Genomic DNA, 14,636 nt, shown 5'->3' on the forward strand with positions numbered 1-14,636 from the left:
GCGGCGTGTACGGCAGATCAACGAAAGAGTTGAGACCGCGGTAGATGTCTGACGACTGAGCTGGCGCGTCCGACGGTCGGGTGACGAGCGGCGGTTTGGCGGCAGCCCCACTCACCGGCGCCGACTGAGCATCGTCTCGCATCTGCTGCGGCGTGTACGGCAGATCAACGAAAGATTGAAGACCGCGGAAAATGTCTGGCGACTGAGCTGGCGCGTCCGATAGTCCGATGAAGAGCGGCGGTCTGGCGGCAGCCCTACCCACCGGCGCTGACTGAGCATCGTCTCTCACTTCCTGCGAGGTGTACGGCAGATCAACGAAGGAGTCGAGACCTCGGTAGAACGCCGACGACCCATCTGGCACCGCTTCCGGCGGCGACCACGTTGATTTCGACTCGCCACGCCGCGGCTCCCCACCCGCCTGTTCAGGGCAGACGCCCAGCGCAGCGTTCGCCTCGACGAGCCATAGGTAGTTCCGAAGCCGATCAAAGCCCATGTCCGCGTTTCGATTGGATTTTTTAAAGTCCTTGTAATCGTCGTTGAACGACTTTTGCTGCTCACTGGTGCCGGTGAGTCGGCTCACTAGGCTCCCGCGCCCCTCCCTTTGGAGCCAAGCGGCGAATCTTCGTTGGTTGCGGGCCAGATTTTGAACATCTTTCTTCCGGCTAGTCTCCTCGGGTTTGAGCATGCTCAGCTCTGCCTTTTCCAGGCCATCAATGATGCGGGCGTCATCGGAATAAAGATGCGATGCGGGCGACGGGACAGCATAACCGCTGGGCTCCTGAGATGCACCCGCGCCGGAAACGTTTTCGGCATCGCGAACCTTGCTTAATGCGAACAATAAAAGTTCGTCGTTCGGGAACAACTTTTGAGCGAATTCGATGCGCGCAGCGTCGTCTAGCCCAGATATCGAGTAGCCCGCACGATTAAGCGCGTTAGAAAATCTGCGAAGACTACGATCATGACGAGCAGCACTGCCCGACGTCATGCCACTGGCATTAAGCCGCTCTGAGAGGGGCGCGTCTTCCGCTGAAGGGATCGTGCGCGGCCGCCCGCCAGAAGCTACATAGCTCGGATCATGATACGCACGAAGGACACCCAACCCTTTCTTTATGTCTTCGTCGTTCGGGAAGTAAGTCTTGACGTGACGGACCAGGGACTGGTGGTCCCCCAGATCAATCATTTTGCGATGAGCGCCAAGATCATTTCCTAGTCGGCGAAGCGCCTGCGTATAGCGCTTAACCGTCTTCAGTTGTGGGTTTTTCTGAGCCGCATATTGGGCAATCGCCTTGTCGATAATGTCCCGATGTTCTGCAGAGAGATGGGGATGGTAGTTGCGGCCGCTGCGGCCGCCACCGGAGACAGGACCCGGATCGGGCGGGTGCGCCTCGGCCAAGTGCTGCTCAAAGCCCTCTTGCCCGGCATGGCCCCCCTGGTCCTTTTCCAAGACGGCGTGCTGCACCTGGGACCAAGCTGTTGGATTGGATGGATCGGAATTGTACGGGTCCACGCTAGCCTCACGTCCAAGAAATCAATTGAGCTGATCCTATTATGGATAGGCTGTCCAGAAGCTGACGAGGCCGTCGCTCGTGAGACAATGCATCGCGACATCTGCAGAGCGAAACGACCCCGCGGCTCTCGATCGTCGCGGAGCTTCATGGGGTGTCAGGACCCGCCTTCCTCCCGGCCGATGAAGTCTTGCGGCGGCATGGGAGCCGACGACTCGTCATTGCTCGGGTTGTTGGGACCCGCCTAGTCGTCGGGCGCGTCCCTAGCCGCAACGCACTGCGCGGTGCCCCAAACGATAGTCACACGCTATCGCCCCAGGGGGACGCTCCGCTCGATAGCGAGCAACTAGTGCAAAACGGCATACCGGCGGCGCCGCAGGTGCACGCACGGGTGCCAAGCCACAGTTGATCCGGATCGTTCTCGCAAATCCACGACGAGCCTTCCGCGATTCGTTCCTCGTTCATTCGCTCTCTCATCGGCTATCCAAGGCGAGAGTAATCCTCGTGTCGCCGAGGGGCGCATTGCCTCACTAAAACTCTTACCGGACAACGTCCCAGTCGTGCCTGGAGCGGAGCTGCCGGATCAGTTCGGTGGCGGCTGCGGCGGGGACGATCAGCATGCGCGCAAAGCGCGAGATCACATCAGCCCTGGCCGAGCGTCACCGGGCGGGCGGGCGGCGTGAGAAGGGACGAATCCTGGACGAGCTTTGCACCGTCACGGGATGACATCGTAAGCACGCGATCCGACCACTGTCGGTGGACGGGGCATCGGGATCGGCCGTGCCGCGGCGTCCAAGCCGGACCTATGGGGCTTCCATTCGCGCTGCACTGATTGTGCTATGGGACGCCTCTGACCGGCTCTGCAGTAAGCGGCTCGTCGCGAGCCGTTCTCGCTCCCGGCACTTGAACGCACGGTAGATTGAAGCTTTCTGCCGATGAGCGGTGGGCCGGTTTTGAAGGTGAGCGCGGTGACGACCGATCGCCTGCTGAGCGACGTAAAAATCGCAGCAGCCGGAGGACGCCGAGGGCGGGATCAACAAATGATTCAGCGTAGATGTCTTAGCGACTCTGGCAGACTGCGCTGGCGCAACTCAGCATCGTCGCGCAACTCCGACGGCGTTAGCGCATTCAGGTCGACCAAAGACTCAAAGAGCAGCGTAGGTGTCTGAGCGAGCTCTGGCAGGATCCGCCGGCCAAAGTCAGCATCGTCGCGCAGTTCAGACGCGCGGGCGTATTCAGATCAACAAAAGGCTCAAGACCGCCGCAGGACCCGGCAGTCGATGGTGATGCTGGTTCTTGCATCTGCTGGCCAACGAGCCCAATCTCCCGAGCTCAGGGTAGCCAGGCGTCGGGGGATGCTCCCGCGCCGAGCCGGACTGCCGAGCGGACTGCACGGCCGGCGAACCCGGCTGCTCACGAGCTTGCAGCTCAGCTCGCGGTTCGCGGCGATGAGCTTTAAGTAGCTTGCAAAGATGCGGCAAATCGGAACCGTATACTCTGCTCCAGTGCGTGGGAACGAAGCTCCCCTTATACAGCTCGAACACTTCTTCGAGCTTCGGACGAGTGATGGGCGGGTCGGTTGGAGCGCACCAAAGCGACCTTGCCGGCGGACAACAAAGCAGGACAGCGACTTCGTGTGTCCGCGTAAGCCCGCTCTCTTCAGAAGTGTCGGCGCTTGGAGCTGGACCTGCGACCCCGCGTCAGATGGGAAAACTCTGCTGAAACATACCACACGCGTCTAGAGTTTAGCATGCAAATTACCTAAGCGCTCCAGCCCCTGCTCAATGAGAGATATTGGAAGATAGCTGAAACACAGGCGCACGTGACGGCCACTTCGTGGGCCATAGTTCCGACCATTTATAAGGTGCACGTCGTGCTCGCGGCTTGCAGCTTCAATAAACCTCTCCGGATCCGTACCCGCGGCAAGCTGTACCCAGAACGAAAAGCCCCCGCTTGGTACACTATATTCCGGCTCGCAAATCCGGCTGCGCTGCAATAACCTATGTACGCCGTCTCGCTTCGCTCGGTAGTGCTCGCGCAAGCGTGTTATGTGCGAGTCAAGAGCGCTCGATTGCAATAATCCCAAAACGACATTGCTTAGAACCGGACTTACGCCGCCGTCGCGTTTGAGGTGCGCAAGCCTGTTGATAATGTCCGACTCCGCAATCACCCAGCCTACCCGTAGTCCCGGTCCGGCAACTTTTGAGATGCTATGGACATTGATCACGTTGTCGCCCGGCGCCAACCAATGCACTGGACCGTTATAGGGCAACTCAGCATAGACAAGATCCTGCACCAAGAGAGCGCCACTGCGGGCTAGCAGTGCCGCCAATTTGGCCACGTGGTCGCACGACATCTGGTGCCCGGTTGGATTATGAAATGCTGGCATCGTGTAGAAGAGCTTCACCCGGGCACTGGTCTGCAGCACTGCCTCCACTTCGTTCAGATCCACTCCCTCTGCAGCCAGACCTAGCTGGACCACGGTTGCACCCGCGATCGAAAACGTACGCAGTGCACCCAAGTAGGAGGGGTCCTCCGTCAGGACCACGTCACCGGGGTCAATCCAGCCATCGGCAAGCAACTGTAAGGCCTGTGAAGCTCCACTCGTAAGCATAATTTGGTCATGCCGCACACCGTACCTCAGTGCAAGCTTGGTACGAAGTTCGGGCAAACCCGCGGTATCCTTATACTGCGGCAGATCGGCGGGAGCCACACCTGTACGTCCGTCAAACGCGTCTGGCCACGGCAGTTCTGCAAACATCACCGGGTCGGCCAGCCCATAGCCGAAATTGATCCCATGCGTCGCACTTGAGGAGTTGAACGGCGCGAAACCCTGAGCGACAGCGGTGCGTTTTGAGATGCGCGTATTCATAGCTTCGTCATTCGGATCTTCATGATTGCCAAATCTGTTCTCTGCGAAAGCGCTTATTGTACTCCGAGGCAAAGCTTGCAGGTATTGGCGCGCTGAAACGGGGAAAGTCCAGTGACGCCTTTGGCTGGGCTGCTACGGCTGATGTCTCGAGGGACGGCCGCCACGCACCGCCAAAGTAGTGCTGGCCGTAGCCCATCGCTAGCTCAGGTACTACGGGATAGAGTAGGCTCAGGAACAGCGAGATCTGCGCAGCATTCCATGTCCAATCGTCTGCATGTGCAAAGCCAGCTAGCTCGAAGTACCTGTCGATGATATCAAGCGCATCCCAGAAACGCAGTGCGGTGACCGCATCGGCGTAATCTTCAGCGAAGCGGCGGAAATTCGGGGAGAGTTCGGTGCTCTCTACCGTGAGTGCGCTTTCTGCACACCGCCGTAACGCATCTTCCCAGACCCGAATGCGTGAGGCTGCCGAGATGAGCCCGTCGAGATCAAAATCGTTTGCGTCGGTTCCAAACGGCTTGGCCACTCGCGCCAGTGCATAACGGAGTACGTTTGGCCCCACCTCGCGCGCCACTTCATCAGCCCAAAGAGCATGATCACGACTGGTGGAAAACTTCTCGCCTTCCAGCTTGTAGAAATCCTGGACGGAGTGATTTTTTGGAATTGGGTAGCCGCGCGCGAGCAGACCGCCGGCGACACCTAGCGTGTAGTAGAAGCGATTATCTTGCCCCATGAAGAAGAGAAGCTCGCTGTTCTGGTCGTGCAACGTCGTGCTTGCGTCCAGACCTAAGCGGGCGCATTGCTCGCGAATTCCGGTGTCGAAGCACCAGAGGCCCTCAAACCATGTAAGCAGCGTTTGGCCGATCAGAGAGTCAGGCTGTTGTACCTCAACTCCGTGCCTAAAATGGCGGGTCATCGGCAAGCCGCGCACCTCTCGGTGTAGCCAAGCGCGCGCCTTGGCGCGTATCGGCTCGGGCCACGCGCTTTCACCAATGGCTTCGTGCAGTTGGCGAGCGAGACGCGGCATGTCGAACACGGCCTGCTTGATGGCTCTTAGCACAAGATTGCGGCCGCAGGTGACGTGTCGTGCGTCACGGATTGTGTCGTGCTGAACAGCCAGCCCGCAGTTCTCACACAGATTGCTGTCGCAGGGCGATGAGCAGGCCGGGCAACGGCCAGTTGCGAGCGAGTCCGCAACGAGCTCATCGCAATGTTCGCAATACAGTTGCACGCCCTGCCTTACGTGGACGTAGCCGGCCACTTGCAGCTCGCGGAATATCGCTAGCGCATTTTCCTTGTGAATCTCGCTAGATGTGCGCACGAACACATCAGGCGTAATTTGCACGGCACGCAAACACTCTAAGATCTGGTGAACGTATTGTTCTGCGACCTCGCTAAAGGATCGGCCGAGCTTTCGTGCCGTTTCGAGCGTATGTGTGCCGTGCTCGTCTGAGCCGGTGATGTAGTAGGCCCGATGGCCGGTCATGCGCTGGAAGCGGACGAAGATATCAGCAAGTAAATACACGCCGCCGATGTGGCCGAGATGTAGTTTGCCGTTAGGGCAAGGCGGCGCGGGACAGACAAAATAAGTGCGCACGTCAATCCCACCAGATCGAGATAAACTTGAGAGTGCTGTCTTGGCTGATATTGCGGATAGTGTGCGTCTGATGTGGCGACATGTAACACAAGGTCGCTTCGCTAACATTACGGACCTGGCCGTCGACTTCGAACTCTCCGCGACCAGAGATCAGCAGCCACAGCTCATGCTCCTGATGATCGTGCGGGTCGACCGCATCGCCTGGAGCGAGCTCCACGACTGAAGCGCCAAATGCTGGGCTGAGACCCTCCGGGAGATGCTCCAAAAGGCGCCAGACCAGAACTCCGTATTCGGATCTCATCAGAGAATGATCAAGCTGCGCCGTGTACACGTTGGTCTTCCTCAGACGTGGCTATCAATCGCGATAGAATATGCCATTGGGAAGCTTTAGGTTTTCAAGATCGGCCACCGCTTCCTCTGGAGGGTTGTAGGCGCGCTTCATGCAGTTGTATTCGGTGCGTGTCGGACCCCCAGTGGATGCGCGCTGGAATACCAAGTGAATCGCACGACGCGACCGATCGCTCTTGTTTGGCAAGGAGTAGTGGGGCGCATAATCGTCGAAAATAAAAACATCACCAGCTTTTAGTTGTACCGGCTCCCATGTGAAGGTCTCGGCGATCTCCGGGTGAATCACGCCGCCGACATCCATCGGAAACATTCCTTCCTTATGGCGAGCTGGCGTGAAGAAGAGCCCACCGTTACCCGGGTCGGAGTCGTCCACGGCGATTGATGCAATTGCGTGCACCATGCGGTCGGGTATCTTGTGCGGCACATGGTAGATGTCCTGATGAGGGCGGTATCCGCCGCTGTCCGGATACTTGAAGATCAGAAGTTCCTTCAACATCCGTGTCTTCTCATTCAAGAGTGTCTCGACCGCTATACGAATGCGGCCATCGGCCAGGAGCGCCTCCCGTAGAGGGGCATGGTAGTCTAAGAAGTTCTCGGCCTTCGAGATAATCTTCCGGCTGTCACTCGTCTTCTCGAACCACAACATCCACTTATCGGAGCTTACATCCCAACGTGCAACTTCCTCAACGTAACAAGAAATCTTGTCGCGCGTGGCTGGATCGAAGAACCTTTCCAATCGAAGGTATCCATCCTTATGCCATTTCGATTGTTGTGCCTCAGTCAGCATGTGTGAGCTCCTTCCTAAGATGAGGCGGATCAGCTGTGCTTTGCCCGAGGCGGGTTGCTAGCACCGCATTCAGAGCGGTCGCGCTCAATAGGCTCAGCAACATCACGTCAAGGCCGAATCCACGGACCAACTGCCCTCCGACCATGGGAAAGCCGAAGATCCCGAAGAAGTATGCGAGGGTAAAGATCTGCGAGGTAGTGGGCACGGAGACGCCGTGCTCGCCGGCGAGATTGACGGCTATCGTGTTTAAGGTTGAATAATTTAACCCATAGCCGGCGGCAAAGAGCACTGTGGCCGCAATATAGAGTGAGGTGCTGCCACCGTTGAGAAGGAACAGCACCAGAGACGCAGCGATCAGTAGGATGAGCGTGAGCGCCAGTCGGCGTAACGGCAGGCTGCCCATGAAGTGAGCGACTGAGAAGCGTAGTACCACGCTCGTAGCAGTAAAAACGAGAAAGAACAGATCGGAATTCAAGTGACGTGATGCGGAATACGCGCTCTGATATGTGGACAGCCCCGCGAACGTGCAGCCTGAAATCGCAATCATGGCGATCGGGAGCGCTGTGCACTTCTGAAGCAGTGTCATAGTCGCGGCAAGTGTAATCGCGATATCCGGCATAGCCAGTGCCGATAGCCTCGACATCGCGCGTCTTGTAAGGTCCACGCAGGCGGCGGCGGTCACGCACGCAATCGCAAGCACCGCATAAATCGTGGCCAGCGAACCAGTGTATTTTGCGAGCAAGTGACCAAGTGGAGCCGCTAGGCCGAGCCCAGCCATTTGTGATCCGGATAAGACCGTCAAATACTGAATACGTGCTGAGGGCCGTAGATGTCGAATGATCTGCAGCGGTGCCAGAATGTAGAACACTGACCAAGCAGCGCCCACCATTAGTCCTCCAACGTACGCCGCTCGCGTATCGAGGGCAGCGCCGGCAAAGGTCAGCATGGCTACCGCCATAAACAGCGATGCGGCAGTCAACGTGGGTAATAGGCCTATCCGCTTTGCCAGCCACCCAGCCAAGCAACAGGAAACGAGAGTAGTAGCCATGCCGCTGGAAATAATAAGACCCGCGGCTCGACTATCCGTTTCGAGCGCATGCATGTAGTCCGGCAATAGAAAGCTAGTGCCGTAAGCTGCTGCAATGACAATGGAGGCAATCAAAAATGGTACAAAGGCGCGGTAGTCGAGCGTGCCTGAAAGCTGGTCGGCAGCGTTGGCCGTTCCATGCGCAATCCGGCCCCGCAGCGGTGAGGTCGAGCCGCCGTTCATGTGCTACCCAATACCTGTCGGGTCGATCGCATCGCAACCACACCGTCGCCTCGTTCAGACGTGTCTGAACAAACCTCAATCATCTGCCTGTCGGATGTATTCAAATAGAACGGTCGGCCGAGAAGGCTGTTAATAATTTGGCTGTTGCGGTACGCCACCAAAGATAGATTGGCACTCTGCAATCCGTGCTGCACGCGGCTTTGATTTTGTAGATAAATTGGTCCCGGCATGTGCCGACCGAAGCGGACTGCGTAGTCCGGGCCGAGTACGGGCAGGCCATCTTCCATACACGCACCCTCGAGGAGGGCCTCCAAGAAGGGCGGCGTACGTGGCTGGAAACCTGTAGCAAGCACTATACGATCGACGAGGATGCAGCTATTTCGCTGCGTTGCGATCTCATCTAGATCGACTCGCCAGCGCTTTTTGTGGGACGCGATGTCTTTCACGACTACGCTGGACAACACACGAAAACGGTCGGCCAGCGCGCCATCCACGCTGCGTTCGTACAGCATTTCATATAGGCGATTGCACAAATCGACAGAAATACCATCGCTCGTAAGCACCTCGCCCTCGACTATGTCCCGGCGCTGCTGAAGCGGTAGAGCGTGAAAGCGACGGCTATAGGAGGGTGTGTAAGCCTCATTCACAAAGCTGTTGTCGTCGATGGAAAACAAGTTTGAACGCGACGTTGCCCACGTGATTTGGGTGGGCACAGAACGAGTAAGCATGTCCTCAATAATCTCAGCCCCGCTCTGACCACCTCCCACAACGAGCACATGCTCGGCTGCATGCGGAAGCTGCCGCTCGAGATAGTCGGCTGCATGGTAGACAGTGTCACATAGCAAAGATCTGGCGCAGGGAGGAATCTTGGGCTCTACGCCAACGCCCACAACAACAGCGCGCGCCAAGTATGTGGTTGTATTCGTGTTGATGCGGTAGCCGTCCCTAAACGGAACAACATCCGTGACGTCCTCCGAGAAGCGGAGCGTATTGAGTCGCCCTGCGACCCACCGGTAATACTCAATGAACTCCTGCCGGGACGTTGAAGCATTTCGCTTATTGACAAAGCTGTAGAGCCGACCATGCAGTGCCAAATAGTTGAGGAATGAGTATGGGCTAGTAGGATCGACTAGGGTCACACAATCCTTGAGCGGCGACACCTGAAGGCGACTATTCGGCAGTGCAAGGCCTGGATGCCAGAAAAGTGCGTCTCGCTTCTCCAGGAAAAGTGCGCGGAGCGGAGTAGGTTCAATAAGCGCTGCAAGACTGAGGTTAAATGGGCCGATCCCAATTCCGATGACATCCAGCATTTCCATAGAAGTCTCTTTGAGCTCGTGTAAGTTCTTGTCCTTGGCGCTCGTGTAAAGTCTGTCCGGGTCCTTCGCTTCATTACCGAAGCGCGTTTGTGTGACTTGGGATGGGGCAGCGGCTTGGCCTGTAGCCGCGGGAGGCGTGGTGAATGACGCATCCGCAATAGCCGCGTCTTGCAAGACGTCTGTTGAAACCGGCAACAGTCTCATCCGTGTGACCACTAAAGTCCGCCCGCGACCATCTTCACCCACCTCATCCGGCGATCTCTCTGCTCATTAGCAACCGCCGTGCCACCCACAAAATCTCGACTGCGCCTTGTTGGACGAGAAGAACACGCCCACGTTCAGCGTTTCGTGCGGAGTTGCTCCGGCAGCTCCTGTCGGATTTACGACATTAAGGCGGCAATCGGACATACACATACGGAATACGAAGCGCGCGGATCCATGGCTGAGAAACCAACACACCGTGAATGCTCGTCTATGCCGACAATGCTCAAATCACCACGATCTTCCACACATTGTCAGCGTTACAAGGGTCGGACGATCTACATCGAGAGTGAACCCGCGGAATACGTCTATCATGTCATGAAAGGAGCGGTACGGGCCTACAAACTGCTGTCCGATGGGCGACGCCAGATTGGCGCGTTTCATTTACCAGGTGACATTTTCGGATTCGAGAACAGTGGGGCACACCGATTTTGCTACGGAAGCCGTTACGCATAGCACTGTTCGGCTGATCAAGAGGCACGCTCTTGATTGCAATCGCCCACACTGACGCAGTTGTCTGACGCACTTTCCTCAGCATGACCATGGCTAAATTGCAGCACGCGGAGAACCAAATGCTGCTGCTTGGACGTAAGACTGCTCTGGAGCGCGCTGCCGCTTTCTTGCATGAGATGGATGCGCGGCTCATGACTGCTGATGTTATGTCACTACCAATGTCCCGCCGAGACATCGCGGATCACCTTGGCTTGACCATCGAGACCGTCTCACGCGCAGTGTCGCAATTGCATAATGATGGCGTTTTTGCTTTCGTCGGCAATACTCAACGCGAGCTCATGATTCTAGACCGGCAGCGGCTCGCTAGTTTCGACCTGCAAAGTTGAGCGCCGGCCGAGCGCTTGCAAGCCGTAACTCGGGACGAGCATAAGGGGACGCGGCAACGGGCTTGTCAGGCAGCCGTTCGGCGAGCGCGCCGATATCAGAATGAACGAGCTCGTGGTTGCGTTCGACTCCCTTCAATTGATGGATGATCCGTATCCTAGATCCCTTCAGAACGTGTTCGCAATCCTTGGCTCCCACACCCAAAGCCGTTGCCAATCGCTCGATGACAGCGTTCTCCAATCCCTCCTTTTGCGCTCGCGTGCGAATGTCCGCCACCGGGTCAGGGATCTGCCCGGCCATGGAGATCAGCGTAGCGATGAGCACGTCAGCATCAACACGCAGCTCGCGTGAAAATTTTTGCCACTGACGCAAGCCAATTTGATCGAGCTTGTATTCACCCCCGACTTTCATGGCGAGTTTGATCTTGCGCTGATCGACGTTGTCGTAAGGAAGAATGCTGGCGATGTCGTAAAGGGGGGCGAGACGCACGAGAGGACCGCTGGCCAGAAGCAATGAATAGTTCTTGGCGTGAGCATCAGAGCCTCCAATGAGCCAGTTGAAGACCAAAGCGCTGACGAACGTCTCAAGGTCAGCCTCGCGGTCTGTCGAGTAGGTACGCAAGAGCTCGACCACATCGGTAGGCGTTGGTCCGCCCTCGTTTTGGTATTTCTTGGTCGGCGGGATGCCCATGGCCTGACAGATATCTTCCTGATGAACGCGGATAATGTCGTTCCCGCTGACCTGCCGATCGCAGCGTTCAAACCACGATCGCTATTTCCTGTTCGAAGCGCATCACCTTGGTTTCAGCGGGTGGCAGCCCGAGTTCGCGTGCGAGCTGCAGGCAGATATGCTCATTCTCGGCGTGACCATCGAAATGGCCCGTCGGTGGTTTCAAAATGTAGGTGGTTGGTATGCGCCCGGATGGAATGCCCCATTTGTTGTCTCTGAGGACAACCGCGGTTTTCGGCTAGGCGCCTAAAGACTGAATTGACCCGTGTCGCAGGGCAGACGCCAGGCAGCGTGATCCTCGCGCAAGACTCGAGGCCGATTTGCTATTTCCGGCTTATCCAGCCATTCGATCTCGTCATCTTTGCCTGTTTTCAGAGCCTCCAATCGATCAGGCGTGACGAACTGGATGGCCCCGGCGCAATCCTCACCGATGTTAGAGATGAGGGCAAACACGTTGCGCGCCGATGCCTGAAATTTCTTGGCCCAGCGCTCGAGCACCTGCTCGTTGTCAGGAAGCAGCCCCCACAAGAAGGACTGAACAGTGGCTGGACCGTGCTCCTCGGCGGCGAAAGCGACAGGGGATAGGCCCCTTCCGCGTTGCGCCATGCATTGTCATAAACGAAGGTCAGCCGGCCGCGCGCGTCGCTGCGGACGCGATCGACTTCGGTGCCACCCAAGAGTGCAATGAGCTCGGCCATTATGTCTTGCCTTTCTTGGCCTTGTTGACGATGGCGTTGATATCAACTGCGGAGGTAGACCCGCGGCTGGTGGGCCCTCCACTGTTGGCGTCCACCGGGATGCCGAGAACGTCGAGAGCACGGAGTACAAGAGCCAGCTCTGCGCGGGGATGACCATGCTCGACGTTAATCACCCATTGACGGCTGACGCCGACCGGTTGCGGTCTACGTCGGTTGGAAAGGACTTGAAGTCATCGGGCTCGGCCTCGAGCCATTCGCACACAAGCCGGACTCGCAACCCATGGTGGGGGTACGAGCGTCGCGCAGCATCTACGGACTTCGTGGTATGCAAGGCGTGAGCAGGGTCGTTGAGCTCGCACGGTCGGTACGGTCGCCGCGATTGAGACCGGACCTCGCGCTTCAAACCCATGCATCCTCAATCAAAATGCTTGCAACTGCAGCGAATTATCTATCTGAACCCGTGCGAAAAATCCGCTCCGCTGTAAGTAGGATGACGCCCAGTCAACAACTTCGTCCAGAGTCCGTTGGAGACCCAAGCTATTTGGAGCAAAAATGACGAGGTCCAGATTGATGATTGCCGCCGCGGCTCAGGCCGCGGCGGAATTTTTGGCCTGAAACCCATGTAGGAAGTTCGCCGTCCGTTGGGCATTGGACGAGGTCGAGAAGATCGCGCGTCCGTTCTTCAGCACCTTTATTCAAGAGGCGATATAGGAGGCGTGATCCTCCCTCACCTCCGGTGTTAGGCCGAGATCGGCGGACAGGAAGGCCGCGCCAAGCTCCGCGACCAACTCTTCCATGGCATAGCCCTCAACGCCGAAGCGCCAGCGGCCGAACTCGCGGTTCAGGCGGCTCTCGTGGCGGCATGTAGTGTCCAACGCCACTCATTGCGCGGGCTGCGGCAGAAATGGAAGTACGTGGCCCTCACCTTTTCAGGTGGTGTACCGACCTTCGCCAGAGTACCTGCGAAACTTGTCGAGATAGCTAGCGGGATTGGTCGGGGCAAGATGTAAAACAGTGCGGGCGCGGCTCGGTGCTAACCGACCCGGGGGCTGAAACCAGGCCAACTAGTCCCTACCACATCCGCACTGCCGTTGAGACTAGCGGAAGAGTGACTCGGCGCTGATCGGTCTGGAGCGATAACGCTGTCCCTGTCACATCCCGTTAATCCCAAGGGCTCTGTATCTGTGATAGCTTACCGCAAGCTGACAGGCCTTTGCGCAGTCGGTCAATAATGTGTGGGCTATCAACACTCGCTCAATCCGCCACGAAAACTCCTGCAACCACTCAGACATGCCCTCTGTGCTGTCAGTCGTCACGACTTCAAGATCACCCGGACGGCTCAGGCGCTGATCAGTGAGACATTGTCGGTTGCGGACCATACCATCGTAGATACTTCGCCCCGTTAGATGGCAGGTCTCCTGTGGCGTCAAATTGCGAATTCGGTGCTGTGCGCCCCGCCCATCCCTCTGCCGTGCATATTGTACTGCCATGTTCGTCGCACTGCGCGTATCGGTCGATTGTCGGGGTGCATTTGTGGCATTCCAGTAAGCCTTCAACCGGGGAATGCTGCGGATTATAGCGCGACAATCTGGCTGGGAAGCGCATTTCCTCGCCCTAATTGTTACCGGATGCTGAGCCGTTGCCTCACGTAAATTGCTCCCTTGGATCGGGAACGAGCGGGGGCGAAGATGGGGTGGCTAAGCATGGCAACGCGGAAGCGAGGCGGCCAGCATCGTCTTCACGCGATGCCCGCCCTACCGAAAGAATGACCAGGCGTTCGTCGAGCAGAAGAACGGCGCCGTCGTGCGCAGGATGGTCGGCTATCGTCGGTTCGAGGGCCTGGCAGCGGCCAAGCTGCTGGCTGAACTCTATCGATCGGCGCGGCTGTTCGTGAACTTCTTCCAACCCTCGTTCAAATTGATAGCCAAGCAGCGCGATGGGGCGCGCGTGCGCAAGACATACAGCGCGCCGGCAACACCACACCAGCGCTTAGCCGCCGACGCCCGAACGCCCGACGCGGTTCGCGCCCATCTCCAAGAAATCTATGCCGCTCTCGACCCGGTCGCGTTGTTGCGCGATATCCGCGGCGCGCAGGAATGCCTCGCGGCGCTTGCGGATAAGGCCATGCCTGAAATAGAAAGCCTCGAGACGCCACTCCTCGACGGTCCCTCACCCGGCGCGACGGCCCAGTAGCAGTTGCGGTCCAAAACACTTCGGGCTTGTCAGGTGCGCAACCCGAATCAGGACAAAAGTATTGTTAGCGGGCCCCCTCTGCAGCCGGCTTAATGGCCGCGCCGGGACACGGCGTTACGCGGGTCCGAGCCGGCAGGCTGTAACCCGCCCCAGCAGAAAGGGAGGCGGTCATGGGACATGGCTGCCGGACAAAGTCTGTTCACGTCAGCGCCTATTTGCGCTG

General features: G+C 57.8%; 10 protein-coding genes and 3 pseudogenes. 3 read left to right on the forward strand and 10 right to left on the reverse strand.

Annotated elements, in window-relative coordinates:
• The 7 genes and pseudogenes from XI08_RS15305 to XI08_RS15335 form a co-directional block, all read right to left on the reverse strand.
• Window positions 1-1,507, reverse strand: a pseudogene (locus XI08_RS15305) (hypothetical protein); the annotation flags it as partial.
• Between the two features lie 1,736 nt (window positions 1,508-3,243).
• Complete coding sequence (locus tag XI08_RS15310) at window positions 3,244-4,377, reverse strand: aminotransferase-like domain-containing protein (RefSeq protein WP_271575018.1); 1,134 nt, start codon at window positions 4,375-4,377, stop codon at window positions 3,244-3,246.
• A 19-nt stretch (window positions 4,378-4,396) separates the two neighbouring features.
• Window positions 4,397-5,974 (reverse strand): class I tRNA ligase family protein, encoded by a 1,578-nt coding sequence (locus XI08_RS15315; RefSeq protein ID WP_271575019.1) that lies wholly within the window; start codon window positions 5,972-5,974, stop codon window positions 4,397-4,399.
• A gap of 1 nt (window position 5,975) precedes the next feature.
• Window positions 5,976-6,305, reverse strand: a complete 330-nt coding sequence (locus XI08_RS15320; RefSeq protein ID WP_097669493.1) for a cupin domain-containing protein — start codon at window positions 6,303-6,305, stop codon at window positions 5,976-5,978.
• A gap of 24 nt (window positions 6,306-6,329) precedes the next feature.
• On the reverse strand, window positions 6,330-7,109 hold the full coding sequence (locus tag XI08_RS15325) for a phytanoyl-CoA dioxygenase family protein (protein ID WP_271575020.1): 780 nt from the start codon (window positions 7,107-7,109) through the stop codon (window positions 6,330-6,332).
• Window positions 7,099-8,379, reverse strand: a complete 1,281-nt coding sequence (locus XI08_RS15330) for an MFS transporter (RefSeq protein ID WP_271575021.1) — start codon at window positions 8,377-8,379, stop codon at window positions 7,099-7,101. Before XI08_RS15330 ends, XI08_RS15325 begins: the two co-directional genes overlap by 11 nt.
• Window positions 8,376-9,695 (reverse strand): lysine N(6)-hydroxylase/L-ornithine N(5)-oxygenase family protein, encoded by a 1,320-nt coding sequence (locus XI08_RS15335; protein WP_271575022.1) that lies wholly within the window; start codon window positions 9,693-9,695, stop codon window positions 8,376-8,378. Before XI08_RS15335 ends, XI08_RS15330 begins: the two co-directional genes overlap by 4 nt.
• A 474-nt stretch (window positions 9,696-10,169) precedes the next feature.
• On the opposite strand from XI08_RS15335, the pseudogene XI08_RS15340 reads away from it, so the two are divergent.
• Window positions 10,170-10,795, forward strand: a pseudogene (locus tag XI08_RS15340) (helix-turn-helix domain-containing protein).
• On the opposite strand, the gene XI08_RS15345 reads toward XI08_RS15340, so the two are convergent.
• On the reverse strand, window positions 10,773-11,519 hold the full coding sequence (locus XI08_RS15345; RefSeq protein ID WP_333927436.1) for a HipA domain-containing protein: 747 nt from the start codon (window positions 11,517-11,519) through the stop codon (window positions 10,773-10,775). The pseudogene XI08_RS15340 and the gene XI08_RS15345 overlap by 23 nt on opposite strands.
• Here XI08_RS15345 and XI08_RS46295 point away from each other — a divergent pair.
• Window positions 11,518-11,772 carry a hypothetical protein gene (locus XI08_RS46295; RefSeq protein WP_442869823.1) on the forward strand — a complete coding sequence of 85 codons (255 nt, stop codon included), beginning with the start codon at window positions 11,518-11,520 and terminating at the stop codon, window positions 11,770-11,772. The genes XI08_RS15345 and XI08_RS46295 overlap by 2 nt on opposite strands.
• Here the strand turns inward: XI08_RS46295 and XI08_RS15355 are convergent.
• A complete protein-coding gene (locus tag XI08_RS15355) occupies window positions 11,769-12,128 on the reverse strand; it encodes a HipA N-terminal domain-containing protein (protein WP_271575023.1) in 360 nt (119 codons plus the stop codon). The genes XI08_RS46295 and XI08_RS15355 overlap by 4 nt on opposite strands.
• 787 nt (window positions 12,129-12,915) lie before the next feature.
• Window positions 12,916-13,095: a zincin-like metallopeptidase domain-containing protein gene (locus XI08_RS46300; RefSeq protein WP_442869824.1), complete on the reverse strand. Its 180-nt coding sequence runs from the start codon at window positions 13,093-13,095 to the stop codon at window positions 12,916-12,918.
• Between the two features lie 844 nt (window positions 13,096-13,939).
• Between XI08_RS46300 and XI08_RS15365 the strand changes: the two are divergent.
• Window positions 13,940-14,338 (forward strand): annotated as a pseudogene (locus tag XI08_RS15365) (ISNCY family transposase); the annotation flags it as partial.
• Window positions 14,339-14,636 lie beyond the last annotated feature (298 nt).

This window comes from Bradyrhizobium sp. CCBAU 11361 (assembly GCF_028128935.1).
In the GTDB taxonomy this organism is placed as follows: Bacteria; Pseudomonadota; Alphaproteobacteria; order Rhizobiales; family Xanthobacteraceae; genus Bradyrhizobium; species Bradyrhizobium niftali.

What these genes read in the sequence shown, in the direction of transcription:
- XI08_RS15310 (WP_271575018.1), bottom strand. Translation starts at nt 4,377, where the DNA reads ATGAATACGCGCATCTCAAAACGCACCGCTGTCGCTCAGGGTTTCGCG.
- XI08_RS15325 (WP_271575020.1), bottom strand. Translation starts at nt 7,109, where the DNA reads ATGCTGACTGAGGCACAACAATCGAAATGGCATAAGGATGGATACCTT.
- XI08_RS15330 (WP_271575021.1), bottom strand. Translation starts at nt 8,379, where the DNA reads ATGAACGGCGGCTCGACCTCACCGCTGCGGGGCCGGATTGCGCATGGA.
- XI08_RS15335 (WP_271575022.1), bottom strand. Translation starts at nt 9,695, where the DNA reads ATGGAAATGCTGGATGTCATCGGAATTGGGATCGGCCCATTTAACCTC.
- XI08_RS46295 (WP_442869823.1), top strand. Translation starts at nt 11,518, where the DNA reads ATGTCGTTCCCGCTGACCTGCCGATCGCAGCGTTCAAACCACGATCGC.
- XI08_RS15355 (WP_271575023.1), bottom strand. Translation starts at nt 12,128, where the DNA reads ATGGCGCAACGCGGAAGGGGCCTATCCCCTGTCGCTTTCGCCGCCGAG.